At 66.3% G+C, this 24416-nt stretch carries 24 protein-coding genes and 1 tRNA gene; 14 read left to right on the plus strand and 11 right to left on the minus strand.

The window, feature by feature from the left end; genetic code table 11:
• Nucleotides 1-58: 58 nt before the first annotated feature.
• Nucleotides 59-466 (minus strand): hypothetical protein, encoded by a 408-nt coding sequence (locus tag BW38_RS11040; protein ID WP_032976243.1) that lies wholly within the window; start codon nucleotides 464-466, stop codon nucleotides 59-61.
• 535 nt (nucleotides 467-1001) lie between these two features.
• Between BW38_RS11040 and BW38_RS21470 the strand changes: the two genes are divergently transcribed.
• Nucleotides 1002-1433, plus strand: coding sequence for a hypothetical protein (locus BW38_RS21470; protein ID WP_235189947.1), 432 nt, complete (start codon nucleotides 1002-1004; stop codon nucleotides 1431-1433).
• 129 nt (nucleotides 1434-1562) lie between these two features.
• Here the strand turns inward: BW38_RS21470 and BW38_RS11035 are convergent, their stop codons facing one another.
• Complete coding sequence (locus tag BW38_RS11035; protein WP_032976245.1) at nucleotides 1563-1979, minus strand: hypothetical protein; 417 nt, start codon at nucleotides 1977-1979, stop codon at nucleotides 1563-1565.
• Nucleotides 1980-2617: 638 nt separating this feature from the next.
• Between BW38_RS11035 and BW38_RS21225 the strand changes: the two genes are divergently transcribed.
• Nucleotides 2618-2839, plus strand: coding sequence for an AlpA family phage regulatory protein (locus BW38_RS21225; RefSeq protein ID WP_152543303.1), 222 nt, complete (start codon nucleotides 2618-2620; stop codon nucleotides 2837-2839).
• 63 nt (nucleotides 2840-2902) lie between these two features.
• Here BW38_RS21225 and BW38_RS11030 read toward each other — a convergent pair.
• Together BW38_RS11030 and BW38_RS11025 are read right to left on the minus strand one after the other, a co-directional pair.
• A tRNA-Ser gene (locus tag BW38_RS11030) sits at nucleotides 2903-2992 on the minus strand.
• Nucleotides 2993-3077: 85 nt separating this feature from the next.
• Entirely contained in the window at nucleotides 3078-4070 is a 993-nt protein-coding gene (locus BW38_RS11025; RefSeq protein ID WP_025878750.1) for a LysR family transcriptional regulator, read from the minus strand.
• 122 nt (nucleotides 4071-4192) lie between these two features.
• Between BW38_RS11025 and BW38_RS11020 the strand changes: the two genes are divergently transcribed.
• Nucleotides 4193-4780, plus strand: coding sequence for an NAD(P)H-dependent oxidoreductase (locus BW38_RS11020; protein ID WP_032976247.1), 588 nt, complete (start codon nucleotides 4193-4195; stop codon nucleotides 4778-4780).
• A gap of 130 nt (nucleotides 4781-4910) precedes the next feature.
• The gene (locus BW38_RS11015) at nucleotides 4911-5261 is read left to right on the plus strand and encodes a variant SH3 domain-containing protein (RefSeq protein WP_032976248.1); all 351 of its coding nucleotides are present in this window, start codon (nucleotides 4911-4913) and stop codon (nucleotides 5259-5261) included.
• A 131-nt stretch (nucleotides 5262-5392) separates the two neighbouring features.
• On the opposite strand, the gene serS is transcribed toward BW38_RS11015, so the two are convergent.
• Complete coding sequence (gene serS / locus BW38_RS11010) at nucleotides 5393-6673, minus strand: serine--tRNA ligase (protein ID WP_032976249.1); 1281 nt, start codon at nucleotides 6671-6673, stop codon at nucleotides 5393-5395.
• A 113-nt stretch (nucleotides 6674-6786) separates the two neighbouring features.
• Here serS and BW38_RS11005 point away from each other — a divergent pair, with 113 nt between their 5' ends.
• Nucleotides 6787-7431: an energy transducer TonB gene (locus tag BW38_RS11005; protein WP_025878754.1), complete on the plus strand. Its 645-nt coding sequence runs from the start codon at nucleotides 6787-6789 to the stop codon at nucleotides 7429-7431.
• Between the two features lie 118 nt (nucleotides 7432-7549).
• A complete protein-coding gene (locus BW38_RS11000; RefSeq protein WP_032976250.1) occupies nucleotides 7550-8119 on the plus strand; it encodes an energy transducer TonB in 570 nt (189 codons plus the stop codon).
• A gap of 157 nt (nucleotides 8120-8276) precedes the next feature.
• Here BW38_RS11000 and aroA read toward each other — a convergent pair whose 3' ends face one another.
• From aroA to BW38_RS10980, 4 genes are all read right to left on the minus strand, one after another.
• Nucleotides 8277-9584 (minus strand): 3-phosphoshikimate 1-carboxyvinyltransferase, encoded by a 1308-nt coding sequence (aroA, locus tag BW38_RS10995; protein ID WP_032976251.1) that lies wholly within the window; start codon nucleotides 9582-9584, stop codon nucleotides 8277-8279.
• 74 nt (nucleotides 9585-9658) lie between these two features.
• Nucleotides 9659-10849: a prephenate dehydratase gene (gene pheA / locus BW38_RS10990; protein ID WP_025878757.1), complete on the minus strand. Its 1191-nt coding sequence runs from the start codon at nucleotides 10847-10849 to the stop codon at nucleotides 9659-9661.
• Between the two features lie 51 nt (nucleotides 10850-10900).
• Nucleotides 10901-11986 carry a 3-phosphoserine/phosphohydroxythreonine transaminase gene (gene serC, locus BW38_RS10985; RefSeq protein WP_032976253.1) on the minus strand — a complete coding sequence of 362 codons (1086 nt, stop codon included), beginning with the start codon at nucleotides 11984-11986 and terminating at the stop codon, nucleotides 10901-10903.
• 163 nt (nucleotides 11987-12149) lie between these two features.
• Nucleotides 12150-12947 carry an FHA domain-containing protein gene (locus BW38_RS10980; protein WP_032976255.1) on the minus strand — a complete coding sequence of 266 codons (798 nt, stop codon included), beginning with the start codon at nucleotides 12945-12947 and terminating at the stop codon, nucleotides 12150-12152.
• A 125-nt stretch (nucleotides 12948-13072) separates the two neighbouring features.
• On the opposite strand from BW38_RS10980, the gene BW38_RS10975 reads away from it, so the two are divergent.
• The 3 genes from BW38_RS10975 (at nucleotide 13073) to BW38_RS10965 (ending at nucleotide 15176) form a co-directional block, all read left to right on the plus strand.
• On the plus strand, nucleotides 13073-13348 hold the full coding sequence (locus BW38_RS10975; RefSeq protein WP_025876985.1) for a polyhydroxyalkanoic acid system family protein: 276 nt from the start codon (nucleotides 13073-13075) through the stop codon (nucleotides 13346-13348).
• An 81-nt stretch (nucleotides 13349-13429) separates the two neighbouring features.
• On the plus strand, nucleotides 13430-13921 hold the full coding sequence (locus tag BW38_RS10970; RefSeq protein WP_025876984.1) for a phasin family protein: 492 nt from the start codon (nucleotides 13430-13432) through the stop codon (nucleotides 13919-13921).
• A 238-nt stretch (nucleotides 13922-14159) separates the two neighbouring features.
• Nucleotides 14160-15176 (plus strand): restriction endonuclease, encoded by a 1017-nt coding sequence (locus BW38_RS10965; protein WP_032976257.1) that lies wholly within the window; start codon nucleotides 14160-14162, stop codon nucleotides 15174-15176.
• A 131-nt stretch (nucleotides 15177-15307) separates the two neighbouring features.
• Here the strand turns inward: BW38_RS10965 and hutC are convergent, their stop codons facing one another.
• Both hutC and BW38_RS10955 read right to left on the minus strand, forming a co-directional pair.
• Entirely contained in the window at nucleotides 15308-16036 is a 729-nt protein-coding gene (gene hutC, locus BW38_RS10960) for a histidine utilization repressor (RefSeq protein WP_032976259.1), read from the minus strand.
• A 28-nt stretch (nucleotides 16037-16064) separates the two neighbouring features.
• Nucleotides 16065-17435 (minus strand): formimidoylglutamate deiminase, encoded by a 1371-nt coding sequence (locus BW38_RS10955; protein WP_032976260.1) that lies wholly within the window; start codon nucleotides 17433-17435, stop codon nucleotides 16065-16067.
• Nucleotides 17436-17502: 67 nt separating this feature from the next.
• On the opposite strand from BW38_RS10955, the gene hutI reads away from it, so the two are divergent.
• The 5 genes from hutI to BW38_RS10930 all read left to right on the plus strand — a co-directional run bounded on the left by hutI (nucleotide 17503) and on the right by BW38_RS10930 (nucleotide 24366).
• Nucleotides 17503-18726, plus strand: a complete 1224-nt coding sequence (gene hutI / locus BW38_RS10950; RefSeq protein ID WP_025876976.1) for an imidazolonepropionase — start codon at nucleotides 17503-17505, stop codon at nucleotides 18724-18726.
• Entirely contained in the window at nucleotides 18723-20264 is a 1542-nt protein-coding gene (hutH, locus tag BW38_RS10945) for a histidine ammonia-lyase (RefSeq protein WP_032976261.1), read from the plus strand. The genes hutI and hutH overlap by 4 nt, the downstream gene beginning before the upstream one ends.
• The gene (gene hutG / locus BW38_RS10940; protein ID WP_032976262.1) at nucleotides 20261-21115 is read left to right on the plus strand and encodes an N-formylglutamate deformylase; all 855 of its coding nucleotides are present in this window, start codon (nucleotides 20261-20263) and stop codon (nucleotides 21113-21115) included. Before hutH ends, hutG begins: the two co-directional genes overlap by 4 nt.
• The gene (hutU, locus tag BW38_RS10935) at nucleotides 21112-22779 is read left to right on the plus strand and encodes a urocanate hydratase (RefSeq protein WP_032976263.1); all 1668 of its coding nucleotides are present in this window, start codon (nucleotides 21112-21114) and stop codon (nucleotides 22777-22779) included. Before hutG ends, hutU begins: the two co-directional genes overlap by 4 nt.
• Before the next feature lie 150 nt (nucleotides 22780-22929).
• Nucleotides 22930-24366 carry a serine hydrolase domain-containing protein gene (locus BW38_RS10930; protein ID WP_032976264.1) on the plus strand — a complete coding sequence of 479 codons (1437 nt, stop codon included), beginning with the start codon at nucleotides 22930-22932 and terminating at the stop codon, nucleotides 24364-24366.
• Nucleotides 24367-24416: the final 50 nt, after the last annotated feature.

The following is a 24416-nucleotide window of genomic DNA, read 5'->3' on the forward strand; positions in this document are numbered from 1 at the left end:
GCAGGCATGGGGACCACGTTGGAAGTCCCCACCCTTCCCGTTGCGGCGCACCTGTGAATCAAGGGTCAAGACAGCGCTCTACCTGCAGCGACAGTGCTTCGCATGCATCAAACAGACCATCGACCATGGCCGCCGACGGATAGAAGCCCGGATCGTCGTTCTCCCGCGCTACGTGTGCGGCGTGCAACATGGCAGTGAGCGCGGTGATGCCCGATGCACTTCGAGTGGCCAAGGCCAAGTCGAAAGCACGACCGGGCGTGAGGCGATTTTCGGACCACGGTGTGCCGTCCGCACGATGGCCTTTGCCGTGGCCTTGCAGGAACGTGAAGAACGCAGAGGGAGGCGCGGACTCGGCGACATCGCTGAGTGCGTCTTCCATCTTTTCGGCGAGAGCATTGGGAAGATCGCGCACGGAATCGCCGAGCAGCGCGTGCAGACGGGGATAGTCGGGAAGCAGGTCAGACATGGCGGCAACCTCACGGTGTGGCCACCTGCAGATGCAAGGTGGCGGACGGTGCGGGTTGGCGTGCCGGATACATGACGCAAGAAGCCGACGGATCACAGGATCCCCACGCACCATCCGCCATAAACTGGCAGAGCATGCATTGTCGCGCATCATGTAAGTTCGAGACGCCAATCCCGGCCAAGGCGAGTACCTTGGCGCAACCATCGTCCACGCGTCCTTTCAGCAGATCGAGAGGGAAATGCGTCGCGAAGTGGTATCAAGACTTAGATCAGAGAGCATTGATCCCAAAACGTGAAAATCAACACCAATGCATTGTGCGGCCCGGGAGTTTTCGTCGACGCCATAGACCACATGATGCTGCGCGGCTGTCGCTCCTGCTGCTCATACGGGTGGATTCCGACAGCCAGTGATCGCGGCTTACCTTCGCCGGATTCGTGTAAAGTCACGCTGAAAGGTGCCACCCGCCTATCAATGGCGATTTTCTCGGGGGAAGAATATGCATTCCATAGCTGCAAAGCTCACAATGCGAGCGGCGATGATCGCTGTTCCGTTGCTGGCCGCAGGTTGTTTTATGCCCACCAAACAACCCGACGCAGCAATAGTCAAGCCGGCACCTGCAGATCGGGTATTTGCACTCCCCGACCAAGGCGCTTCCACCGGGAATGTGGTGGTAACCCGCGACATCGGCGCTGTTGGTAGCAAGTGTGCAATAGGCGTTATGGTCGATGAGCAGATGGCCGCCCATCTCAACACAGCCGAATCAGTCACCTTCGCATTGAAGCCAGGCCGGCACTTGCTGACGGTAACCGGAATTGACGGCCCCGGCCTGTGTTCATTCAATGCCACCAAATCCGCGCTGGCCAGACGCCGTTCGACCGAGATCTTTGTAGATGCCGATACAACGCGGAAGTACCGGCTAACTTTCCCTGCAGTGGAATCACCGCCGGTGATCGAGCCTGCTTTCTGACGACACTTTCTCGTTGCAGCACAAATGCAAACGCCCCTTTCGGGGCGTTTTTGCATTCTTGGCGGCCTACTTGCTCCAGCGCTTGGAACGCGTCGGCTAGACCTTTGTGACGCGACTATCGAGCGGGATCTACTTCCGCTCCATCGTCGGGCGACCGCCAGCAGGCCAGAGAATTCGGTAGACCAGCTCGTCGCCAGCAGCGATAGTCACATTCTGGAACGTTGAGACGTTCTGACAGAGACCGCCGCCGGCCTCAAGCTTCAGGAAATACGAGCCGGGCACCACGTGCATGCTGGCCGATTCGCTTGGCTTCAACGCAACGACCTTCTGATCATCAATCAGGATGTCGAACGAGCAACCACCACCTGCAAATCCTTTGTCACGGGTCACTTTGATTGTGGCCGACCGTTCGGCACTGCGATTAAAGTAGCTGGCGTCGTACACCCTACTGGCTGACACAGCTTTGGCGGTTCCGGGGGTGACTGGCGTCGAGGAGCACCCTGCGGCGAGCGCTGCAACGAATCCCAAAACAGCAACCTTCTTCATATGGCCTCCCTGTAGGCCTTCGAGTCTACCGGATGCGGTGGGACAGCAGGCGCCGATCAGCTACAGCGCGCCGAGCAAGAAAAGCGCTGGCATCTACGGCCGCATGCGCAGAGGAGGAGCCCAGCGCGGGTACCCAAAATCCAGGTACCGTCGACTTCAAGATGCGGCCAGGTCAACTGCACATCGACGAGGGCAGCGCAGCCCGCTTCTTCTATTGCGCTAGGGCAACCAACGCAGATCGCGGTGCCGGCCTGGACGCGTGCAAGAAGTCGCCCGCAGGCATGGTGTCCAGCACCAGTGGGCAGCAAATGACCCGCCGCGATGAGGGTGATCAGGTCGCCCCAAAAGGGGAACACCCCCCTACCCTGAAGCCGACCGATCTCACGCGCTACCTGTGCCGGCTGGTCACTCCAACCGGCGGCGTGGTGCTGGACCCGTTCATCGGCAGCGGCAGCACTGGCAAGGCCGCAGTACTCGAGGCTTCCAGTTCACCGGTACTGAGTTGGACCCGGACTATGCCGGGATCGCTGAGGCAAGCGACAGCGTTGCGCAACCTGGATTGCCGTTAGGAGCAAACGCATGAACACCGCCACCGAGCAGCTGCGCGCTGCGTTGGCCACGAATTGGAGGAGGACATCATGCCGCCGAAGAACACGCGCGAAATAACCGTCGCGGAACTGCACGCGGACCTGCAGCCGATCGAGGTTGTTGCCATCCGCACCAGCCTCGGCCAGTCGTGGATCTATCGCCGCATGAAGGAAGGCTCGTTCCCGCACTCATATAAGATCGGAGCGCGTCACGTATGGTGGAAAAAGCACATCGACCGCTTTGTCGCCGGCGAATCCACAGAATGTGGGTGAAAGCATGGGGCGAGCGGCGTAGACAACGAAAAGCCCCTATTTCCAGGGGCTTTTTGAAAAAACTGGCGGAGAGAGTGGGATTCGAACCCACGGAAGGTTTAACCCTTCGCCGGTTTTCAAGACCGGTGCCTTAAACCGCTCGGCCATCTCTCCGTATCGGCCCAGCCTGCTGGCCGGGCACGCATTCTCGCACGGCCAGGCGATTTGCCCAAGACCGTTGTTCCATCGGAGGCTGGCCTCAGCCCGCGTCCACCGCCAACGCACCCAGCGCACTGGCCTTGATACGCTCCTTGGCCTTCTCGCAGGCGCCACCGCAATCCAGGCGCGAGGCCTCCAGCTGCGGCGGCAGGTGTTCGGCCAGGAAGTCGATGAATACCCGCACCGCCGGCAGCAGGCCGCGACGCGAGGCGAACACGGCATGGCACACGCCCTGGGGCAGCGACCAGTCCGGCAGCACCACTTCCAGCTCGCCGTTGCGCACGGCATCGGCGCAGACGGTTTCCGGCAGCATGGTGATGCCGAAGCCGTCCTTCACCATGCTCTGCAGCAGCGGGAAGTCGAAACCGGCCACGCGCGGCTGCAGGTCCACCCGGCGCACCGCGCCTTCCGGTCCGTGCAGTTCCCAGCGCTGGCGCGCCTCGTCTTCGCTGATGCTGAGGGTTACGTGGTTGGCCAGCTCTTCCGGGTCCTTCGGGCGACCGGCGCGGTCCAAGTACTTCGGGCTGGCCACCAGCAGTTCCTGCACCTGGCCGAAGCTGCGCATCACCAGGCTGCCGTCGTCATCCAGCCGCGAACGCACGCGCAGGGCGACGTCGTAGCCCTCGTTGATGATGTCGACACGGCGGTTGCTGATGTTCAGCTGCAGCCGCACCTTCGGGTACTGCTCGAGGAACTTGGGCAGCAGCTTGGGCAGCTGCATCTGCGCCAGCGACACCGGCACGCTGGCGCGCACCAGGCCGCGCGGCTCGGCGCTGAGGCGGTCCACCACCTCGCGCGCGGCCTGCGCCTCAGCCAGCATGGTCTGGGCGTGGCGGTGCACGCTGGTACCGACGTCGGTGACGGCGAAGCGGCGCGTGGAGCGCTGCAGCAGGCGCACGCCCAGGTCCGTTTCCAGCTGGCTGATACGGCGGCTCAGGCGCGACTTGGGGATGCCCAGTGCGCGCTCGGCGGCGGCGAAACCGCCGTGGTCGACCACCATCGCGAAGTAGTACAGATCATTCAGGTCATGCATACCCGAGTTCCATTGATAGAACAATACGTGGCATTCAACCACCTTTATCCCGTCGATGCAACAACCTATCGTTCTCTCCGTCGGCGGCAAGCCCGCCACCTCTCCCGAACATAGGTACTGCCATGAAGCTTCTGCACATCGACGCCAGCGTGCTTGGCGACAACTCCGTCTCCCGCCACCTGACCGCCGCCGTGGTGGCCCAGTTCAAGCAGCAGATCGACGGCCTGCAGGTTGATTATCGCGATCTTGACGCCAATCCGGTACCGCATCTGCGCAGCGGGTCGCTGGCCAAGACCGACCCGGCCGAGGCCGCTGATGCTGAACAGGTGCTCGAGCAGTTCCTGGCCGCAGACATCGTGGTGATCGGTGCGCCGATGTACAACTTCAGCGTGCCCTCCACCCTGAAGGCCTGGATCGACCGCGTGGCGGTGGCCGGGCGCACCTTCAAGTACACCGAGAACGGCCCGGTGGGCCTGGCCGGTGGCAAGCGGGTGATCGTGGTCAGCAGCCGTGGCGGCATCTACACCGATTCGCCGGCGGATTTCCAGGAGCCCTTCCTGCGCCAGACGTTTGCCTTCTGGGGCATCAACGAAATCGAGTTCGTGCGTGCCGAGGGCATCGCCTATTCGCCGCAGCATCGCGAAGACGCCATTGCCGGTGCACTGGCAGCGCTGCCGTCGCATGAGGCGGCGGAAGTGGCAGCGGCGTAACGCGTTCCAGCGTTCGGCGCCTCTCTCCCTCGTCTGGGCGCTGAACGCGGGCCGGGATTCCCTCCCCCATCCCGGCCCACCCTGGCGGCCCTGCTTTTGCGGGGCCGCTTTTTTTTGCCACCATGAGGCGATGAACTACATCGTGATGGCTGCGCACCGCAGCGAATTTCCGCACCCGATCACCCTGCACCGTGGCCAGGCACTGGTGGTGGGCGAACGTTATGAGGGGCCCGAGGGTTGGGAGGACTGGTTTCTGTGCGAGGCCGAGGGACAGCAGCCGGGGTTCGTGCCGGCGCCGGTGATCAGTCGCGATGCGCAGGGTGGCGCGTTTGCCACGGAGGATTACTGCGCGCGGGAGCTGGATGTGGACCCGGGGCAGCACCTGTGCGGCGTGCGCACGCTCAATGGGTGGGCGTGGTGTGTGCCGGCGGCTGGCGAGGCCGGTTGGGTACCGCTGGAGAAGTTGCGCGTAGCAGGTTGATGGATTGCGTCATCCACGCATGGCGTGGATGCCGCACCGCCTCAGTAGATCCACGCCATGCGTGGATGCGGTGCCGACATGGCCGGCACCCATCAGAAGGCCGCCGGGCATGGCCCGGCGCTACCGGCTGATCAGCCGATGGTTTCGATGCCGCCCATGTACGGGCGCAGGGCTTCAGGCACGGTGATGCTGCCGTCGGCGTTCTGGTAGTTCTCCATCACCGCGATCATTGCGCGGCCGACGGCCACGCCCGAGCCGTTCAGGGTGTGCGCCAGCTCCGGCTTGCCGGTGGCCGGGTTGCGCCAGCGGGCCTGCATGCGGCGGGCCTGGAAGTCACCACAGTTCGAGCACGAAGAAATCTCGCGGTAGGTCTCCTGCGACGGCAGCCAGACTTCCAGGTCGTAGGTCTTGATGGCCGAGAAGCCCATGTCGCCGGTGCACAGCAGCACCTTGCGGTACGGCAGGCCCAGCTTCTCCAGCACCACTTCGGCGCAGCGGGTCATGCGCTGGTGTTCGGCGTCGCTGTCTTCCGGGCGGCAGATCGAAACCAGCTCGACCTTCTCGAACTGATGCTGGCGGATCATGCCGCGCACGTCGCGGCCACCGCTGCCGGCTTCGGAACGGAAGCACAGCGAATGGGCGGTCATGCGCAGCGGCAGGCGCTCGGCATCGAGGATCTCGTCGCGGGCGATGTTGGTCAGCGAGATTTCCGAGGTCGAGATGAGGTAACGCTTCTGCTCACCCAGCTGGGTGATGAACATGTCCTCTTCGAACTTGGGCAGCTGGCCGGTGCCATACAGGCTGTCGGCGTTGACGATCACCGGCACGTTGGTTTCCTGGTACTCGTGCTCGCCGCTGTGCAGGTCGAGCATGAACTGGGCCAGGGCGCGATGCAGGCGGGCGATCGGGCCACGCAGCACGGTGAAGCGCGAACCGGACAGCTTGGCGGCGGTCTCGCCGTCCAGCCACTTGTTGCGGGCGCCCAATTCAACGTGGTCGAGCACCTTGAAATCGAACTGGCGCGGGGTACCCCAGCGCGACTGCTCGACGTTCTCGCTTTCATCGGCACCGGCCGGCACGTCATCAGCCGGAAGGTTCGGGATACCCATCGAGATGGCGTCGATCTTCTCGCGCAGCTCGTCCAGGGCCACTTCCGAGGCCTTCAGCTCATCGGCGAACGCGGCAACCTCGGCCATGATGGCCGAAACGTCCTCGCCCTTGGCCTTGGCCTGGCCGATGGCCTTGGAACGGCTGTTGCGCAGGCTCTGCAGCTCCTGGGTACGCACCTGGATGCGCTTGCGATCGGCCTCCAGTGACTCCAGGGCAGACACGTCGAGCTCGAAGCCGCGGCTGGTGCGCAGGCGTTCGGCGAGGTCGGCGGGCTGGTGGCGGAGCAGGGCTGGATCAAGCATGGCAGGCGTCGTGGTGGGTAACAGGAACGGGATTATCGCCTGTTATACGGAATTCTGCCGCCCGGTTCATTCCGGCCGTGGCAGAATCGAGGCATTCCGTACTGGTCTGGTCCATGTCTGCTCCCCGCCCGTCGCCTGCCAAGTCGTTCACCGTGCATATCCCGCGCAACGCCCTGAAGATCGCCGGCATCGCCTTCGGCGTGGGCATCCTGCTGTTCGTGCTGGTCTGGCTGACCGGACGCGACAAGGAATTCTTCCGTGCCGACCCGGCCGCGCAGACGCCGCAGGAAACCGCCCAGGTGGAACCGCTGCCCGAACCGCTGGCCGCGGCGGCCGGTTCCAGCGATATGCCTGACGCCAAGCCGGCCCCGGTGCCGGACGAAGAAGATGCGCCGAAGCTGGTGGAAACCGCCCCGCCCCCGCCACCGGCCACGGTTGAACCCGCTCCGGCCGCGCCGGGCACTGCGGCGCCGGCAACCGCCAATGCGCAGCCGATGCCGATTGCCGGCCAGTCGCCGCCGCCGGCCTACCCGGCCGCCGCCCTGCGACGCGGTGAAGCGGGCAGCGTGGTGGTGCGGGTGGAGGTGGACGCCACCGGCTACCCGAACAACGTGACGGTGATCCAGCGCAGCGGTTCGCGCGAGTTGGACCGTGCGGCAACGGACGCGGTGCGTCGCTGGCGCTTCAGCCCGGCAGTCAGCAATGGCCAGCCGGTACCCGGCAGCATTGAAGTGCCGTTCGACTTCAAGCCGCAGTAACTGAACGCTTCCCCGCAGAAAAGCTGAACCTTGCAGGTTGCGTTGACGCAATGCTGACACGCTTCGACGTCGCCTCGGGCAACACTCTGGGCGTCGTTACTGACGTGAGGAGTTTGCGATGACTGCCACCACCCACGAGAACCTTCATTCGCCGCAACTGCAGCAGGATGGCGCGCTCGAGCCGCGCTCGACCTCCCCTTGGCTGTGGCTGGCCCTGATCGTGGCGATGTTCGCCGCGGCACTGGTCTGGCTGCGTTTCTCCAGCCATGACGACGTTGCGCCTGCGCCGGTAAGCGAGCGCATGCTGCCGGCCACGGAAACGCCGGTTGCCGCCACGCCCGCCCCGGCTGCGCGACAGGCCATGCCCGCGCAGAGCGAGCGCAAGGCAGCCCCGGCCGTACGCAACCGTGAGGCGCGTCCGCTGGCGAGCAACAGCAAGCCCAGCTATCCGGCCGCCGCGCTGCGCAGTGGCGTGCAGGGCAGCGTGGTTGCCAGCTTGAACGTGGATACGCGTGGCAACGTGACCGACGCTGCGATCGTGTCGCGCAGTGGTGAGCGCAGCCGCGACCTGGACCGTGCCGTGCTGAACACGGTGCAGGGCTGGAAGTTCGAGCCGGCCATGCACCAGGGCCGTGCTGTGGCCAGCGTGGTTCGCGTGCCGGTGGATTTCCGTACCGAACAGCGTTGATCACCGACTGACGCCTGAAATGAAAACGGAGGCCTCGGCCTCCGTTTTTTTTTGCGCGCGCGTTGGGATTCCGCCGGGCATGGCCCGGGCTACCGGAACAGGCGCCGAAGGGTAGCGCCGGGCCATGCCCGGCGAGCGCAGCGGCGCCGGGACTACCTCAGGCCAGGTTGAAGCCGGCGCTGCGAGCCAGTCCGTCGAAGTCCGGGAAGGACGTTGCGACGTTGGCGATGTCGTTGATGCGCACTTCACCATGGCTGATCTGGCCGGCAATGGCAAAGGCCATCGCGATGCGATGATCACCGTGGCTTTCAATGGTGCCACTGCCCAGCGATACGCCGCCGTGCAGGGTGGCACCATCTTCGGTTTCGTCCACCTGCATGCCCAGCGCGCGCAGGCCGGTCGCCATCGCAGCCAGGCGATCGGATTCCTTCACCCGCAGCTCGGCGGCGCCGGTCACCACGGTCTGGCCTTCGGCGGCAGCAGCGGCCACGAACAATGCCGGGAACTCGTCGATCATGTCCGGCACCAGCTCCTCGGGAATGCGCGCACCCTTCAGCGGCGCGTAACGCACCAGCAGATCGGCCACCGCTTCGCCGCCCTGCTCTGCCGGGTTCTGTTCGGTGATGTCCGCGCCCATCAGGCGCAGCGCGTGCAGCAGGCCGGTACGGCGCGGATTGAGGCCGACCTGCTTCAGGCGCAGTTCGGAGCCGGGAATGATGCTGGCCGCGACCAGGAAAAACGCGGCCGAGGAGAAGTCGGCCGGCACCACGATATCGGTCGCGCGCAGGCGCTGGCCACCACGCAGGCGGGCCTTGCCCGGCGAGAACGCGATGTCGACGCCGAACGCGGACAGCATGCGCTCGGTGTAGTCGCGGGTCGGGTGCGGTTCGGTCACGCTGGTTTCGCCGTGCGCGTACAGGCCGGCCAGCAGCACGGCGGACTTGATCTGCGCACTGGCCACGGGCGAGGCAAAGTCGATGCCGTGCAGCGTCTGCCCGCCATGCACGTGCAGCGGCGGCGTGCCGTCTTCCTCGGTGTCGATCTTCGCGCCCATCTGCGACAGCGGACCGGTGACGCGGCGCATCGGACGGCCGGACAGCGATTCGTCGCCGACCAGCGTGCAGTCGAATGCCTGACCGGCCAGCAGGCCGGCCAGCAGGCGCATGCCGGTGCCGGCATTGCCACAGTCGAGCGGTGCGCTGGGTGCCTGCAGGCCATCGATGCCGACGCCGTGCACGACGCGCTGCGACGCACTGGGGGTTTCGATGCGCACGCCCAGCTGGCTGAAGATGCGCGCGGTGGCGCGGGTGTCTTCGCCTTCCAGGAAGCCTTCGATATGCGAGGTACCATCGGCCAGCGCGGCGAACATCACCGAGCGGTGCGAGACCGACTTGTCGCCGGGAATGGTCAGGCTGCCCTGCAGGGGCTGGCCCTTGCGGGCGATCCAGTGCTGCGCGTTGCTCATCGTTGAATGGTTCCGTAAACGCCGGCTCGCCGGCGGTGCATCAGGAGCGGCGGCCGCAGCCGCCGCAGCAGGGATCAGGGCACGGCTACCGGATAGGAGCCAAGCACCTTGATCTGCGCCGAGTGCGCTTCCAGTTCGGCCAGTGCGGCCTGCATCGGCGCGTCGTCGATGTGACCGGCCAGGTCGATGAAGAAGCCGTATTCCCACTTGCCGTGGTGCGAAGGACGCGATTCGATGCGGTTCATGCTGATGCCATGGCGCGCGAACGGGCTGAGCACATCGAACAGCGCGCCGGGCTTGTCATGGATGAACACCAGCACCGAGGTGCGGTCATGGCCGGAGGTCGGGAAGATGTTGCGCCCCACCACCAGGAAACGGGTGGTGTTGTCGGCATCGTTCTGGATCGGCTTGGTGACGACCTTCTTCAGGCCGTACACATGGCCGGCGCTCTCGCCGCCAATGGCCGCTGCATCGTCGGCGTTGCGCGCACGACGCGCCCCTTCGGCGTTGCTGGCCACCGGGATCTTCTCGGCCTTGGGCAGGTTGGCGCGCATCCATGCCGAGGTCTGCATGAACGACTGCGGATGGCCGTAGACACGCTCGATGTCCTCGATGCGGCCACTGCGCGACATCAGGTACTGCTGTACGCGCAGTTCCACTTCGCCGCAGATCTTCAGGTTGGAGGTGAGGAACATGTCCAGGGTGATCTGGATGGTGCCCTGCCCCGAGTTTTCCACCGGCACCACGCCGAAATCGGCGTTGCCCGCTTCCACTTCCTGGAACACTTCTTCGATGCTGGCCATCGGCAGGCCCAGCGCCGAGCGGCCGAAGTGCTTGAGCACGGCCTGCTGGCTGAAGGTACCTTCCGGGCCGAGGTAGCCGATCTTCAACGGCTCCTGCTGGGCCAGGCAGGCCGACATGATTTCGCGGTAGACGTGCACCAGCAGCTCATCGCTGAGCGGGCCTTCGTTTCGATCCACCACCATGCGCAGCACCTGCGCCTCGCGCTCGGGGCGGTAGTAGTCGACGGCGGCGGCGAGCTTGCCCTTGGCCTTGCCGACCTGGTGGGCGAACTGTGCGCGTTCGGCGATCAGGCTCTGGATGTCACGGTCGATCTGGTCGATCTTCGAACGCACATCGGCCAGTGCCAGTGGAGCCAGGGTCGGCACCGCGGTTGCCTTCGACTTGCCCTTGGGCTTGGAAGTGGCGCTGTCCTTGGCCGGCTCGGCCTTCTTCGACGCCTTCTTGCTGGGTTTGCTTGCCATCGGAATTCCTTGTTGCGGGGCGCGCACCCGACGATGCGCGCCGTTCATTGCTCAGCCGTGACGCTGCTGGAAATCGGCCATGAAGGCGACCAGCGCCTCGGCCCCGGCCAGCGGCATGGCGTTGTAAAGCGAGGCGCGGATGCCACCGACCACCTTGTGACCCTTCAGCGCCAGCAGGCCGGCGGCCTTGGCATCGGCGACGAAACGGGCATCGAGGTCGGTGTTGGGCAGGAAGAACGGGATGTTCATCCGCGAGCGCGCCGAATGGGCGACCTCGTTGCGATAGAAGCCGCCGGAGGCATCGATGGCGCCGTACACCAGCGCGGCCTTGGCGGCGTTGCGCTTGGCGAACTCGACCACGCCACCTTCGGCCAGCATCCATTTGAACACCAGACCGGCCAGGTACCAGTTCCAGGTGGGCGGGGTGTTGAGCATGGAATCGCGGGCGACGTGCGAGCGGTAATCGAAGATGTCCGCGCGCGGCTGGCCACTACGCTCCAGCAGGTCGCGACGGATGATCATCACCGCGATGCCGACCGGGCCCAGGTTCTTCTGCGCACCGGCATAGATGACACCGTAGCGACGCACATCCAGCGGCTCGCTGGCGATGGATGAACTGAAGTCGGCCACCAGCGGCACGTTGCCGGTCTCGGGCACATCACGGAACTCGACGCCGTGGATGGTCTCGTTGGCAGTGATGTGCACGTACGCGGCATCGGGAGAGAGCTGCCAACCGGCGCGCTCGGGCAGCTGGCGATACCCTTCGGCCTCGCTGCTGGCGGCGATGTTGACGTGCACGTAGGGGCTGGCCTGCTTGACTGCGGTCTTGCCCCAGTGGCCGGTGACCACGTAGTCGGCACGCTGGCCGGGGCTGGCGAAGTTGAGCGGGATCAACGCCTGCTGGGTGGTGGCGCCACCGGGCAGGAACAGCACCGCATAGTCCTCGGGAATGTCGAGCAGGCGACGCAGGTCGGCCTCGGCCTCGGCGGCCACGGACATGAACTCCGGACCGCGATGGCTCATTTCCACGATGGAGGCACCGCTACCGTGCCAGTCCAGCATTTCCGCCTGCGCCTGGCGCAGGACCGATTCCGGCAACGTTGCAGGGCCGGCACTGAAGTTGAACGCGCGCGTCATGGCACACCTGTGGGGCAAGACCCCTAGTATGCCGCACTGCACCAGCCTTGCGGCCTTGTGGCGCAAGGGAAATTTGGTTGCATCCGTATCCATTGCCGCGGCGGCACTACCCAAAGCGGGTTGGTCCGGGCGGTAGCGCCGGGCCATGCCCGGCGGAACGAATTCAGCGCGCGCCGAACCAGAGCAGCAGGCTGAGCACGGCTGCCAGCAGCAACGCACTGCCCAGCAGCCACGGCCAGCGCCGCACCCGACGCGGAGCGACCGGTACCACCGGTGCCTGTTCGGCTTCGTCGCTGCCTTCGTCATCGGCCAGTGGCGGCCGCCGGCGCGGGTCATGCGGCACTTCCAGCACGAACCGGTGCTGGCCGTCGAACACGACCTGGTCGCCGGCTTGCAGCCAGCAGTGGCGTACGGCAACGCCGTTGACCCGGGTGCCATCGGCACTGCCCAGGTCGCGCAGCAGTACCCGCTCGCCATGGACTTCCACCCGCGCGTGCTGTTCGGCGAAGGCGGGTTCATCGATCTCGATGTCGACATCGCTGCCACGGCCGATCACCCGCGCGCGCGACAGGGGGTAGCTGCGGCCGTGGTGCAGGCCGCCCACACCGCGCAGCAGGCGCTGCTCGTCACCGCTGCCTGCCGGCGCCGGTGCCTGCAGCAGGGTGTCGACCTCGCCCTGCAGGACCATTTCCACGCCATCGACGTAGACCGCGTCGCCCGCCCTCAGCAGGGCCATGCGCCGCACCGGGCGACCATTCACATGGATGCCACGGATACCGTTGCCGACCTGCAGCCAGAGGCCGCGGTCGTCCATGCAGAACTGCGCAAGCAGCAGCGCGCCGTTGCCGGCATCACCGAGGCGTACGCTGCCGTTTGCCTGGCGCACGATGCGCTGCACCCCGGGCCGCAGCGGCTGGTCGGGCTGTTGTTGTTGACTGAAGTGAACTAGCAGGTTCTGCACGCGGCGCAGACTAGCAGGTTGGCCGCCCACGAAGAAGAACCTGCGATGAGCGCTTGGCGTGGGCGCCGTCGATGCGCACAATGCTCGCCCTCTCAATTGATCCCCGCCCTGCGCCAGGAGCCTGCATGTCCACCATCGATGTCCGCCACGCCCACACCCTGCCCGACACCCAGGCACGTGAAGCGATCGAGCAGGTTGCCGCCAAGCTGGGCGAACGCTTCGGCCTGAAGTCGTCGTGGGCCGCCGACGTGCTGAATTTCTCCGGCAGTGGCGTGGACGGTGCGATCGAACTGCAGCCGGGCGCGGTGCGGGTCACGGCCAAGCTGGGCTTCCTGCTGTCGGCGATGAAGGGCATGGTGGAAAGCGAGATCCAGCGCGTGTTGAAGGAAAAGCTGGGCTGAACCTGCGCTGCGGCCATCACGGCCCAGCAACGGCGCGCCGCGCTACTCTCGGGGATAGGCCCAACTCCCACGGGGAATGCAATGAACCGTTACGAGAATGACGATCGCCGCGACGACGATGCCGGCTTCGGCGACCAGGCAGAGCGCTTTTCGCGCAAGCTGAGCGATTCGGCACAGCAGGTCTGGCTGGCTGGTCTGGGCGCCCTCGGGCGCGCGCAAGCAGAGGGAGGCCGGTTCTTCGATGGCCTGGTGAAGGAAGGCGAAGCCTGGGAAGCCCGCCGCCGTGAACGCAGCGGCGAGCAGGAACCGGGCTGGCGCGACAACGTCGAGCACTCGCTGGACGAAGCCCGCGAAAAGGCATCCGGAACCTGGGACAAGGTCAACAAGGCCTTCGATGACCAGGTGCAGGGCGTACTCAAGCGACTGCACGTGCCGACCGCCGATCAGGTGACCGCGCTGGAAGCCCGCATCGATGCCCTGACCGCACGCTTGGCCAAGCTCGAACACCGTGCCTCCACCGACGTGGACGCCCCCTCGCCGGGCAGCCATCAGTCGCCAGGCAGCACCCCCTGAACCGCCTTTGTTGCAACGCAATAAATTTTCGTTGACAATCGCGTAGAACCCGCCAATCGCTTCGGCTGCCGTTTGTTCCCTCCCCTCACGGCTTCAGGATTGGCGGGTTTTTTCGTGTCTGGCGCATGCAGATCTGCGGGCTGCATCACGGTTGTTGTCGGGAACACCCTGACGCAATCAACCGGTCGGCCCTTTACACTGTGGGCTTCCGTTTTCGCCCCTTCCGTCGTCGCCCTGCATGCTTCCCTGGATTCTGGCCCTGCTGTCGGCCCTGCTTACCTGCACCCTGGCCACCGTGTACCTGTGGTGGTTCAAGCGTCGACGTACCGAAATGCAACTGGGCCTGCAGGCCCTGGCGGGCATGCACTGGCGTGAGTTTTCCACGCTGATCAAGCGCATGCTGCGCGAGCAGCGCGGCCTGCGTGAACTGCAGGATCCGAGCGAGGAAAGCCGTGAGCCGAGCAGCGATTTCCTGCTCAGCGATGGACCGAACACCTGGCGGGTATCGTGCAAGCACGGCCTGGCCTATCGCATCGGCACCGCTGCGGTGAACGAACTGGGTGCTGCCGCGCGGCTGGCAGGCGCCAAGGGCGGCATGCTGATCACCGAAGGCCGGGTTGAACGCGATGGCCTGGGCGCGGCGGAAAAGCAGGCAGTGGAAGTAATCGATGGTCCGCGCCTGTGGCCACTGCTGCAGCCCTACCTGCCGGCCGATGTTGAGACCCGCGTGCGCGCGATCGCCCGCCATGAGGCGCTGCGCCGCATCGCCATTGCCGCACTGGCCTCAGTGACGCTGGGCCTGCTGGTCGGGCTTGGCCTGCAGGGCCTGCGCCCGGAACATGCGGACTCGGTCCCAGCACCGGCCGTTGCACCTGTCGCAACGCCGGCTGCACGTCCTGTGCCGACGCCCGCCGCGCCGGACAGCGCCGCGAATGCGCCCGCTCCCATGGTCGCCGCAGCCGCGCCGCAGAATGGCGACGACACGCGCAGCAATCCCAACCCGGACGCTGCCACGCTGGACCGCTACCAGGCCGAACTGGCCCGCGCGCTGGCGGGTCAATCCGGCATCGCCAGCGGCGTCTGGCTGACCCGGCAGACGCTGGCCATCAACCGCACCGGTGAACTGGAAACGGTGTGGCCACGCGTGTGCCAGGAAGTGCTGCGCTACCCCGCCCTGCGCAACGTGCGCGTGCAGCTCAACGCCCGCCCCGGTGTGGATGAGCCGGTGCGCTGGCGGCAGTGCGCGACGTATTGATAGGCTGAGGCGTGATGGTGCCGAGCTCGGCTGCTCGGCACCACATCCACGCATGGCGTGGATCTACTCACGGCGATTCATTCCCGCTTGGCTGAAAGCGCCCAGGGAAGAAGCCGAGCGTGGGTTCGCCCCTATCGCGCCCCGGGTGCGAAACGGGCGACCAGGTCCCAGGCATCGCCCAGGAACATCTGGCGCACGCGGGTGATCGGTTGTTCGCCGCGCCAGGTCAGGCGCTCGATCACCAGGCAGGCGGTACCGGGTTTCACGTCCAGCAGCTTGGCGGTGGGCGCATCGGCGCCCCAGGCGCTGATGCGGTGCTGGGCGCGCGTCCACGACACGTTCTGCAGCAGCCAGCTGCCCGGCGCGGTGGTGCTGAAATCCACCTCCAGCACCTCGGGCACGCCGACCGGGCTGATCAGGCGATGCTCCAGCGCCAGCGGCCGGCCATCGGCCAGATGCAGGCAGCGCATCGCCAGCAACTGCTCACTGCCGGCCAGTTCCACTTCGCCGGCATTGGCTGCCTCGGCCAGGCGCAGTTCACGCTGCAGCAGCCGGTAGCCGTACTGATGTCCGCGCGATCCGACCTCCATTGCGATGTCAGGGATCTCCAGCGCCACCTGCTCCAGGTGCGGTGGCCGCCGAGCCACGAAGGAGCCCGCTCGGCGGCGGCGCTCGATCATGCCGCTCTCGGCCAGCGCCGTCAGCACCTTGTTCACCGTCATCCGCGAGCACCCGTACTGCTCCATCAGTTCGTGCTCGTACGGGATACGGAAGCCCGGCGCCCACTCTCCGCTGAGGATGCGGCTTTCCAGGTCGCTGCGGATGCGCTGGTTGAGCGTGGCGGACTTGCTGGCCTTCACGTGGTGGAGTCTCGATGGTGGGAGGCGATCAGCCCAGCACGCCACGCAGGGCAGCGGCGAAGGCGCTGGTGATGGCCTCGCGCTGCAGGTGGCGGCCGTCGGCCACGCACTGGCGGCCATGGCGCCAGACCGATCGCAGCGCGCCATTACGTGCGGCGAACACCCAGCTGTCAAGCCATGCGTCACCGTGTCGCGCCTGCAACGCGGGGTGCGCGGCGTCCAGTTCAACCATGTCTGCGCTGGCACCTACCTGCAGGCCGGCGGCCACACCCAGCGCCTGGGCACCGCCCTGCAGCGCACCCTCGAACAGGAAGCGCCCGGAGCTGCGGCCGGCATCCGGGGCCAACACGTTGCGACCCCGCAGGGTCAGGCGCTGGCCGTATTCCAGCAGGCGCAGCTCTTCTGCGGCATCGATCAGCACGTTGGAATCGGAGCCGACACCGAAGCGCCCGCCCTCGCGCGCGAAGGCCTGCATCGGGAACAAGCCGTCGCCCAGGTTGGCCTCGGTGATCGGGCACAGCCCGGCCACGGTGTTGCTGGCGACCATCTGCGCGCGCTCGTCGTCGGTGATGTGGGTGGCGTGCACCAGGCACCAGCGCGCATCGACAGGGGCATGCTCGTACAGCCACTGCACCGGTCGCCGGCCACTCCACGCCAGGCAGGCCTCGACCTCGCGCACCTGCTCGGCAATATGGATGTGTATCGGGCCATCGGTCAGCGGCAGCAGTGCGCTCAGCTCCTCGCCGGTCACCGCGCGCAGGCTGTGCGGGGCGATGCCCAGCACCGCATCGGGCAGCGTGGCCAGCGCGGTGCGGGCACCATCCAGCAGCTGCGCGAACCCGTCGACGTCATGGATGAGGCGGCGCTGTGCCGGATTCGGCGGCGCGCCACCGAAATCGGCGTGGGCGTAGAACACCGGCAGCAGGGTCAGGCCGATGCCGGTCTGCGCGGCCGCAGCAGCGATCTGCACACTCATCTCGGCGCGATCGGCGTAGGGGCGGCCATCGGCGTCGTGGTGCAGGTAGTGGAATTCGCCGACGCGGGTGAAGCCGCTTTCCAGCATTTCCATGTAGGCGTGGGCGGCGATGGCCTGCACTGCGTCCGGGCGCAGATGGGCCAGAAAGCGGTACATCAGTTCGCGCCAGCTCCAGAAACTGTCGCCGTCGCCGCCACCGATCTCGGTCAGGCCGGCCATGCCGCGCTGGAAGGCGTGGCTGTGCAGGTTCGGTAGGCCCGGCACCAGGATGCCCACGCGGGTATCACCCTGCTGCGCAGCCTGCCCACGCGTGACCGCGGCGATGCGCCCGTCCTGCACCTGCAGGCGGACGTCGGCGGCCCAGCCGTCGGCCAGCAGGGCATGGGCGGCATGGAAGGAGTGCGCGGGACGCGAATCGGACATGGCTGGACAACCCGAATTGGACGCCTATATTGTATAGACATATAAGCACAGCTGCGTTGTGGATGCCATGCACGTCGATACCCTCTGGTCCAACGTCCACCTGATGACCCTCGATGGCGAGGGCCTGGGTGTCCTGCGCGATGCCGTACTGGCCGCCACCGATGGCCGCATCGTGCACGTCGGCCCCGCCGGCAGCGATGCCCATCTGCAGCCGACCACCCGCATCGACGGCGAAGGCCGATGGATCTCGCCTGGCCTGATCGATTGCCACACCCACCTGGTCTACGCCGGCAACCGCGCCAACGAATTCGAGCAGCGCCTGCAGGGCGTGAGCTATGCCGAGATCGCCCGTGCTGGTGGCGGTATCGTCTCTACGGTGCGCGCCACCCGTGCTGCCTCGCCAGAGCAGTTGGCACGCGAGAGCCGGCCGCGCCTGCTGGCGATGCGCGCCGAAGGCGTAACCACCATCGAGATCAAGTCCGGCTACGGCCTGACCCTGCAGGACGAGCGCAAGCAGTTGCAGGTGGCCCGCGCGCTGGGCGAGGAATGCCGGGTGAACGTGGTGCCGACCTTCCTCGGTGCGCACGCGGTGCCGCCCGGTCGCGAGGCGCAGGAATACACCGATGAGGTGTGCGAGGTGATGATTCCGGCCATCGCTGCAGAAGGCCTGGCTGAGGCCGTGGACATCTTCTGCGAGAACATCGCGTTCTCGCCGGCGCAGGCCCGCCAGGTATTCGACGCTGCGCGTGCGCATGGGCTGGCGATCAAGATCCACGCCGAACAACTGAGCAACCAGCATGGCGCCGAACTGGCGGCCGGTTTCGGCGCGCTGTCGGCCGACCATATCGAACACCTGGACGACGCCGGCATCGCCGCGATGGCCGCCGCCGGTACCGTGGCCGTGCTGCTGCCGGGCGCGTTCTACTTCACTCGCGATACCACCCTGCCGCCAATCGCCGCGCTGCGTGCGGCCGGCGTGCCGCTGGCACTGGCCACCGACAGCAACCCCGGCACCTCGCCGCTGACCAGCCCGCTGCTGGCAATGAACATGGGCGCCACCCTGTTCCGCCTGACCGTGGACGAGTGCATCGCCGGCTTCACCCGTGAAGCGGCGCGTGCGCTGGGCCATGGCGAGCGCATCGGCCGCCTGGCCGTCGGCATGGACTGCGACCTGGCGATCTGGGACATCGACGCCCCCGCCGACCTGGTCTATCGCATTGGATTCAACCCGCTGCACGCGCGCGTGGTGCGCGGACAGCCCGACCTGCCTGCCTCCTGGAGCAACACATGAGCAACACCCTGGTTCTTCGCCCCGGTCATGTCACCCTCGCCCAGTGGCGGCAGGCGTATCGCGGTGCGCCGCTGTCGCTTGACCCGGCCGCGTTGCCGGCGGTGCGCGCCAGTGCCGCAACGGTGGCTGCCATCGTCGCCAAGGGCGCACCGGTGTATGGCATCAACACCGGTTTCGGCAAGCTCGCCAGCGTGCGCATCGAACGCGAGGACCTGGCCACCCTGCAGCGGAACATCGTGCTCTCGCATGCCGCGGGCGTGGGCGAGCCGATGCCGGCGAATGTGGTGCGGCTGATGATGGCGTTGAAGCTGGTCAGCCTGGCCCAGGGTGCTTCCGGCGTGCGCGAGGAAACGCTGCTGCTGCTGGAAGCAATGCTGGTGAAGGGCGTGCTGCCGGTGGTGCCGGCGCAGGGCTCGGTCGGTGCCTCGGGCGACCTGGCACCGCTCTCGCATCTGGCCAGCGTGATGATCGGCGTCGGCGAGGCCTTCGTCGGCGAAGAACGCCTGCCCGCCATGGACGCACTGGCTCGCGCCGGCCTGCAGCCGGTGGAACTGGGCGCGAAGGAAGGCCTGGCCCTGCTCAACGGCACCCAGTTCTCCACCGCGTACGCACTGGCCGGCCTGTTTGAGATCGAAACCGTGTTCCAGGCCGCACTGGTCACCGGCGCGCTGTCGGTGGAAGCGGCCAAGGGCTCGGATACGCCGTTCGATCCGCGTATCCATGCGCTGCGTGGCCAGCGTGGGCAGATCGCCACCGCCGCCACCCTGCGCACGCTGATGCAGGATTCGGGCATCCGCGAATCGCACCGCGACAACGACGTGCGGGTGCAGGACCCGTACTGCCTGCGCTGCCAGCCGCAGGTGATGGGCGCGGCGCTGGACATCCTGCGCCAGGCTGCGACCACCCTGGAGATCGAAGCCAACGGCGTGTCCGACAACCCGCTGGTGTTCACCGACACCGGTGAGGCGCTGTCCGGCGGCAACTTCCACGCCGAGCCGGTGGCCTTCGCCGCCGACATGCTGGCGATGGCTGTGTGCGAAATCGGTTCGATCAGCGAGCGCCGCCTGGCGATGCTGGTCGACCCTGCGCTGTCCGGCCTGCCAGCCTTCCTGACCCCGCGCCCGGGCTTGAACTCCGGCTTCATGATTCCGCAGGTGACCGCCGCTGCGCTGGTCTCGGAAAACAAGCAGCGCGCCTACCCCGCCAGCGTCGATTCGATTCCCACCTCGGCCAACCAGGAAGACCACGTGTCGATGGCCGCGCACGGTGCGCGCCGCCTGATGCAGATGGCCGAGAACGCAGCCAACGTAATCGGTATCGAGCTGCTGGCCGCTGCGCAGGGCTGCGACTTCCATGCGCCGCTGCGCTCCAGCAAGGCGCTGGAAAACGTGCGCGCCACGCTGCGTGCACAGGTGCCGATGTTGCAGGACGACCGCTATTTCCACCCGGACATGGTGATCGCAACCGATCTGGTCCGCAGCGGCGCATTGGCCAAGGGTCTGGCCGAGCTGTTGCCCACGGTCGAACCGCAGGCATGAACGGCCATCCCGAATGGCTGACCGTGCACGAAGGCGACGCGCCGCTGATCGTCAGCTTCCCGCACACCGGCAGCGAGCTGCCGCATGACCTGATCGGCGATTTCCACTCGCCGTGGCTGGCGCGCCGCGATGCCGACTGGTGGGTGCATGAGCTGTACGACTTCGCACGCGGCATGGGCGCGACCACCGTGCGCTCGGCAATCTCGCGTTCGGTGATCGACCTCAACCGCGACCCCAGCGGCGTGTCGCTGTACCCGGGGCAAAACACCACCGGCCTGTGCCCGCTGACCACCTTCGACAACCAGCCGCTGTACCACGCCGGCCGCGAGCCGGATGACGCCGAGATTGCCCGGCGCCGCGACACGTATTTCGCGCCGTACCACAACGCACTGGCCACGCAGATCGCACGCCTGCGTGCACGCCACGGCACCGTGGTGGTGTACGACGCGCATTCGATCCGTTCGCACATCCCGCACCTGTTCGAGGGCGAGTTGCCGCAGTTCAATCTCGGCACCGCCGGGCCGTCCGGTGCACCGGACACCTCCTGCGACAACGCACTGAGCGATGTGGTGGAGAACCTGCTGGCGCTCAGCGGCATGAGCCAGGTGCGCAACGGCCGCTTCAAGGGCGGCTGGATCACCCGCCACTACAGCAGCATTGCCGGTGGTGTGCACAGCCTGCAGATGGAACTGGCCTGCCGCGGCTACATGCACGAACCACTACCCGACCAGGTGGACGAGCACAGCTGGCCCACCCCGCTCGACCCCGAACACGCCGCACCGCTGCGCCACACCCTGGCGCAGGTGCTCAATGCCTGCCTTGAATTCGCTACGAACCGGAGCGCCGCATGACCCGCAACGACCCGTCCCGCACCATTGCCGCACCGACCGGCACCACGCTCACCGCCAAGAGCTGGCTCACCGAAGCGCCGCTGCGCATGCTGATGAACAACCTGCACCCGGACGTGGCCGAGCGGCCGCAGGAGCTGGTGGTGTACGGCGGCATCGGCCGTGCCGCACGCGATTGGGAGAGCTTCGACGCCATCGTCGAAACCCTCAAGCGCCTGGACGATGACCAGACGCTGCTGGTGCAGTCGGGCAAGCCAGTGGGCGTGTTCCGCACCCATGCCGATGCACCGCGCGTGCTGATCGCCAACTCCAACCTGGTGCCGCGCTGGGCCAACTGGGATCACTTCAACGAGCTGGATAAGAAGGGCCTGGCGATGTATGGCCAGATGACTGCCGGCAGCTGGATCTACATCGGCGCGCAGGGCATCGTGCAGGGTACCTACGAGACCTTCGTGGAAATGGGCCGCCAGCACTACAACGGCAGCCTGGCCGGCAAGTGGCTGTTCACTGGCGGTCTGGGTGGGATGGGTGGCGCGCAGCCGCTGGCCGCAGTGATGGCCGGCGCCTCCTGCCTGGCAGTGGAATGCCGCAAGAGCAGCATCGAAATGCGCCTGCGTACCGGCTACTTGGATACCTGGACCGACGATCTGGATGAGGCCCTGAGCCTGATCGAAGAATCGTGCACCGCCAAAAAGCCGCTGTCGGTGGGCCTGCTCGGTAACGTTGCCGACGTGCTGGACGAACTGCTGATCCGCGGTGTGAAGCCGGACCTGTTGACCGACCAGACCTCCGCCCACGACCCGGTGAACGGTTACCTGCCGCAGGGCTGGACGGTGGAAGAATGGGATGCCAAGCGCGTGACCGCCCCGAAGGAAGTGGAAAAGGCCGCGCGTGCGTCGATGGCCAACCACATCCGCGCCATGCTCGGTTTCCACTCGCTGGGCGTGCCTACCGTGGATTACGGCAACAATCTGCGGCAGATGGCGCTGGAAGAAGGTGTCGAGGATGCGTTCGATTTCCCGGGGTTCGTGCCGGCCTACATCCGGCCGCTGTTCTGCCGTGGCATCGGCCCGTTCCGTTGGGCGGCGCTGAGCGGCGACCCGGAAGACATCGCCAAGACCGATGCCAAGGTGAAGGAGCTGATTCCGGACAACCCGCATCTGCACCGCTGGCTGGACATGGCCGCCGAGAAGATCAAGTTCCAGGGCCTGCCGGCGCGCATCTGCTGGGTCGGTCTGGGCGATCGTGATCGACTGGGCCTGGCCTTCAACGAGATGGTGGCCAACGGTGAACTGAAGGCGCCGGTGGTGATCGGCCGCGACCACCTGGACAGCGGCAGCGTGGCCTCGCCGAACCGCGAAACCGAAGCCATGGCCGACGGCTCCGATGCTGTGTCCGACTGGCCGCTGCTGAATGCCCTGCTCAACACCGCCAGTGGCGCGACGTGGGTGTCGCTGCACCACGGCGGCGGCGTGGGCATGGGCTTCTCGCAGCACGCCGGCATGGTGATCGTCTGCGATGGCACTGAAGCGGCGGCCAAGCGCATTGCACGCGTGCTGTGGAATGACCCGGCCACCGGCGTGATGCGCCATGCCGATGCGGGGTATGAGATCGCGATTGAGTGCGCGAAGGAGAAGGGTCTGGATCTGCCGGGAATCCTCGGCTGACCCAGCACCCGGGTAGTGCCGGCCGCTGGCCGGCTCTTCCTGATGGCCATCGCTCTGGTGGATGCCGACCTTGGTCGGCACAACCCTCCTGGCTTGACCCTATCCCCCGCCGTGACCAAGATGCGCCATCGCCGCTGACGGATCACCGCGATGTACCGCACGCTCGCTGCTGCATTGCTCTGCGCCCTGTTCGCCACCCCGTTCGCTTCGGCGCGGGATGTTCCGCCAGATCTTGCTTCCCAGCTCAACAGCCAGCTCCAGGCCAATTGCGAACGCTACGGCATCGCCGGCCAGGCGGTGCTGGTCGCACACAACGGCCAGGTGCTCTACCAAGGCGCCAGCGGTGAGCGCGACCCGGCCACCCACGCGCCCACCACCGTCGATACCATCTTCGCTGCTCAGTCGATGGCCAAGCTTCTGACCAGCACGCTGGTGATGCAGCTGGTGGACCAGAGCAAGGTGGATCTGGATGCCCCCGTTAGTCGTTATGTGCCGGACCTGCCGACCGCGTGGCAGGCCATCCACGTGCGTGACTTCCTCAACCACAGCTCTGGCATCGGCGAATACTACGACCGCGTGGACAACCGCTGGGTGAGCAAAGGCTACCCGGGCGTGGCACCCGATCTTGCTGCTGCGTTGAAGGTGGCCGGTTCGGCGCCGCTGCAGTTCAGAACCGGCAGCCGCGTGCAGTACACGCAGGCCAACTACCTGGTGCTGACTGCGTTGCTGGAGGCGCAGTACCGCCAGCCCTATCCGGTCATTGCACGCGAACGCATCCTGCAGCCGCTGAAAATGACCAGCACCTCGTGGGGAGCAGCCAGCGTGCCGGCGCAGCGCGCGGCAATGCCGTACATCGGCAAGGACGGCCAGCTGCAGCCGGCCAATGAAGATCCATGGCCGAACTACGGTTGGGGCCACGCCGATCTGCAGACCACCGTGGGCGACATGAACCGTTTCCTGCAGGCACTGGCGACCGGCAAGCTGGTGCGCACTGCCACGCTGGAAGCGCTGTGGCAGCCACAGACACTGACCGGCGGTGGCAGCAACTTCTTCTCCACCGGCTGGGATACGACCCGCAGCGATGGCTACACACAGGTCGGCCACGACGGTGGCACCCGCGTGCGCGCGCGGCTGGCCTACAAGGGCACGCTGGCCAGCGGCTACTGGGTGTTCGTGTACCTGACCAATGGCAGCGCCCGCAATGTCTGGTCGAGCACGCTGGTGGAAAGCACGATGGCAGTGGCTGCGCCAGGCGAGTTTCCGCATGCAGCACTGTCCGAACGTTTGATCGGCTATGCCTTGATCGGCGACAGCAGCGGTGAAAGTGATCTGCGTGCGTGGCTGAGCGAAAGCAGTGGCATTGCATCCGACGAACTGGAGCGGGCCATCAATGCAACCGGCTACGCGATCCGCAACAATCTGGGCAACCGGCCCGCGCTGAAGGTCTTCGCCCTCAACGCGGCCCTGTATCCCACCTCGGCCAACGCCTGGGACAGCCTTGCCGAATGCCATGCTGCGCTCGGTAACGCTGAGATGGCCAAAACGCTATACGCCAAATCAAAAGCACTGGTGAAATCCGCTTTGTAGAGTCGAGCCTCTTCTACTGGAATTTGCTGTGGGGCACACCGGAAAACCAA

This window comes from Stenotrophomonas sp. RIT309 (assembly GCF_000632045.1).
Taxonomy (GTDB): domain Bacteria; phylum Pseudomonadota; class Gammaproteobacteria; order Xanthomonadales; family Xanthomonadaceae; genus Stenotrophomonas; species Stenotrophomonas indicatrix.

What these genes read in the sequence shown, in the direction of transcription:
- BW38_RS11040 (WP_032976243.1), bottom strand. Translation starts at nt 466, where the DNA reads ATGTCTGACCTGCTTCCCGACTATCCCCGTCTGCACGCGCTGCTCGGC.
- BW38_RS21470 (WP_235189947.1), top strand. Translation starts at nt 1,002, where the DNA reads ATGATCGCTGTTCCGTTGCTGGCCGCAGGTTGTTTTATGCCCACCAAA.
- BW38_RS11035 (WP_032976245.1), bottom strand. Translation starts at nt 1,979, where the DNA reads ATGAAGAAGGTTGCTGTTTTGGGATTCGTTGCAGCGCTCGCCGCAGGG.
- BW38_RS21225 (WP_152543303.1), top strand. Translation starts at nt 2,618, where the DNA reads ATGCCGCCGAAGAACACGCGCGAAATAACCGTCGCGGAACTGCACGCG.
- BW38_RS11025 (WP_025878750.1), bottom strand. Translation starts at nt 4,070, where the DNA reads ATGCATGACCTGAATGATCTGTACTACTTCGCGATGGTGGTCGACCAC.
- BW38_RS11020 (WP_032976247.1), top strand. Translation starts at nt 4,193, where the DNA reads ATGAAGCTTCTGCACATCGACGCCAGCGTGCTTGGCGACAACTCCGTC.
- BW38_RS11015 (WP_032976248.1), top strand. Translation starts at nt 4,911, where the DNA reads ATGAACTACATCGTGATGGCTGCGCACCGCAGCGAATTTCCGCACCCG.
- serS (WP_032976249.1), bottom strand. Translation starts at nt 6,673, where the DNA reads ATGCTTGATCCAGCCCTGCTCCGCCACCAGCCCGCCGACCTCGCCGAA.
- BW38_RS11005 (WP_025878754.1), top strand. Translation starts at nt 6,787, where the DNA reads ATGTCTGCTCCCCGCCCGTCGCCTGCCAAGTCGTTCACCGTGCATATC.
- BW38_RS11000 (WP_032976250.1), top strand. Translation starts at nt 7,550, where the DNA reads ATGACTGCCACCACCCACGAGAACCTTCATTCGCCGCAACTGCAGCAG.
- aroA (WP_032976251.1), bottom strand. Translation starts at nt 9,584, where the DNA reads ATGAGCAACGCGCAGCACTGGATCGCCCGCAAGGGCCAGCCCCTGCAG.
- pheA (WP_025878757.1), bottom strand. Translation starts at nt 10,849, where the DNA reads ATGGCAAGCAAACCCAGCAAGAAGGCGTCGAAGAAGGCCGAGCCGGCC.
- serC (WP_032976253.1), bottom strand. Translation starts at nt 11,986, where the DNA reads ATGACGCGCGCGTTCAACTTCAGTGCCGGCCCTGCAACGTTGCCGGAA.
- BW38_RS10975 (WP_025876985.1), top strand. Translation starts at nt 13,073, where the DNA reads ATGTCCACCATCGATGTCCGCCACGCCCACACCCTGCCCGACACCCAG.
- BW38_RS10970 (WP_025876984.1), top strand. Translation starts at nt 13,430, where the DNA reads ATGAACCGTTACGAGAATGACGATCGCCGCGACGACGATGCCGGCTTC.
- BW38_RS10965 (WP_032976257.1), top strand. Translation starts at nt 14,160, where the DNA reads ATGCTTCCCTGGATTCTGGCCCTGCTGTCGGCCCTGCTTACCTGCACC.
- BW38_RS10955 (WP_032976260.1), bottom strand. Translation starts at nt 17,435, where the DNA reads ATGTCCGATTCGCGTCCCGCGCACTCCTTCCATGCCGCCCATGCCCTG.
- hutI (WP_025876976.1), top strand. Translation starts at nt 17,503, where the DNA reads ATGCACGTCGATACCCTCTGGTCCAACGTCCACCTGATGACCCTCGAT.
- hutH (WP_032976261.1), top strand. Translation starts at nt 18,723, where the DNA reads ATGAGCAACACCCTGGTTCTTCGCCCCGGTCATGTCACCCTCGCCCAG.
- hutG (WP_032976262.1), top strand. Translation starts at nt 20,261, where the DNA reads ATGAACGGCCATCCCGAATGGCTGACCGTGCACGAAGGCGACGCGCCG.
- hutU (WP_032976263.1), top strand. Translation starts at nt 21,112, where the DNA reads ATGACCCGCAACGACCCGTCCCGCACCATTGCCGCACCGACCGGCACC.
- BW38_RS10930 (WP_032976264.1), top strand. Translation starts at nt 22,930, where the DNA reads ATGTACCGCACGCTCGCTGCTGCATTGCTCTGCGCCCTGTTCGCCACC.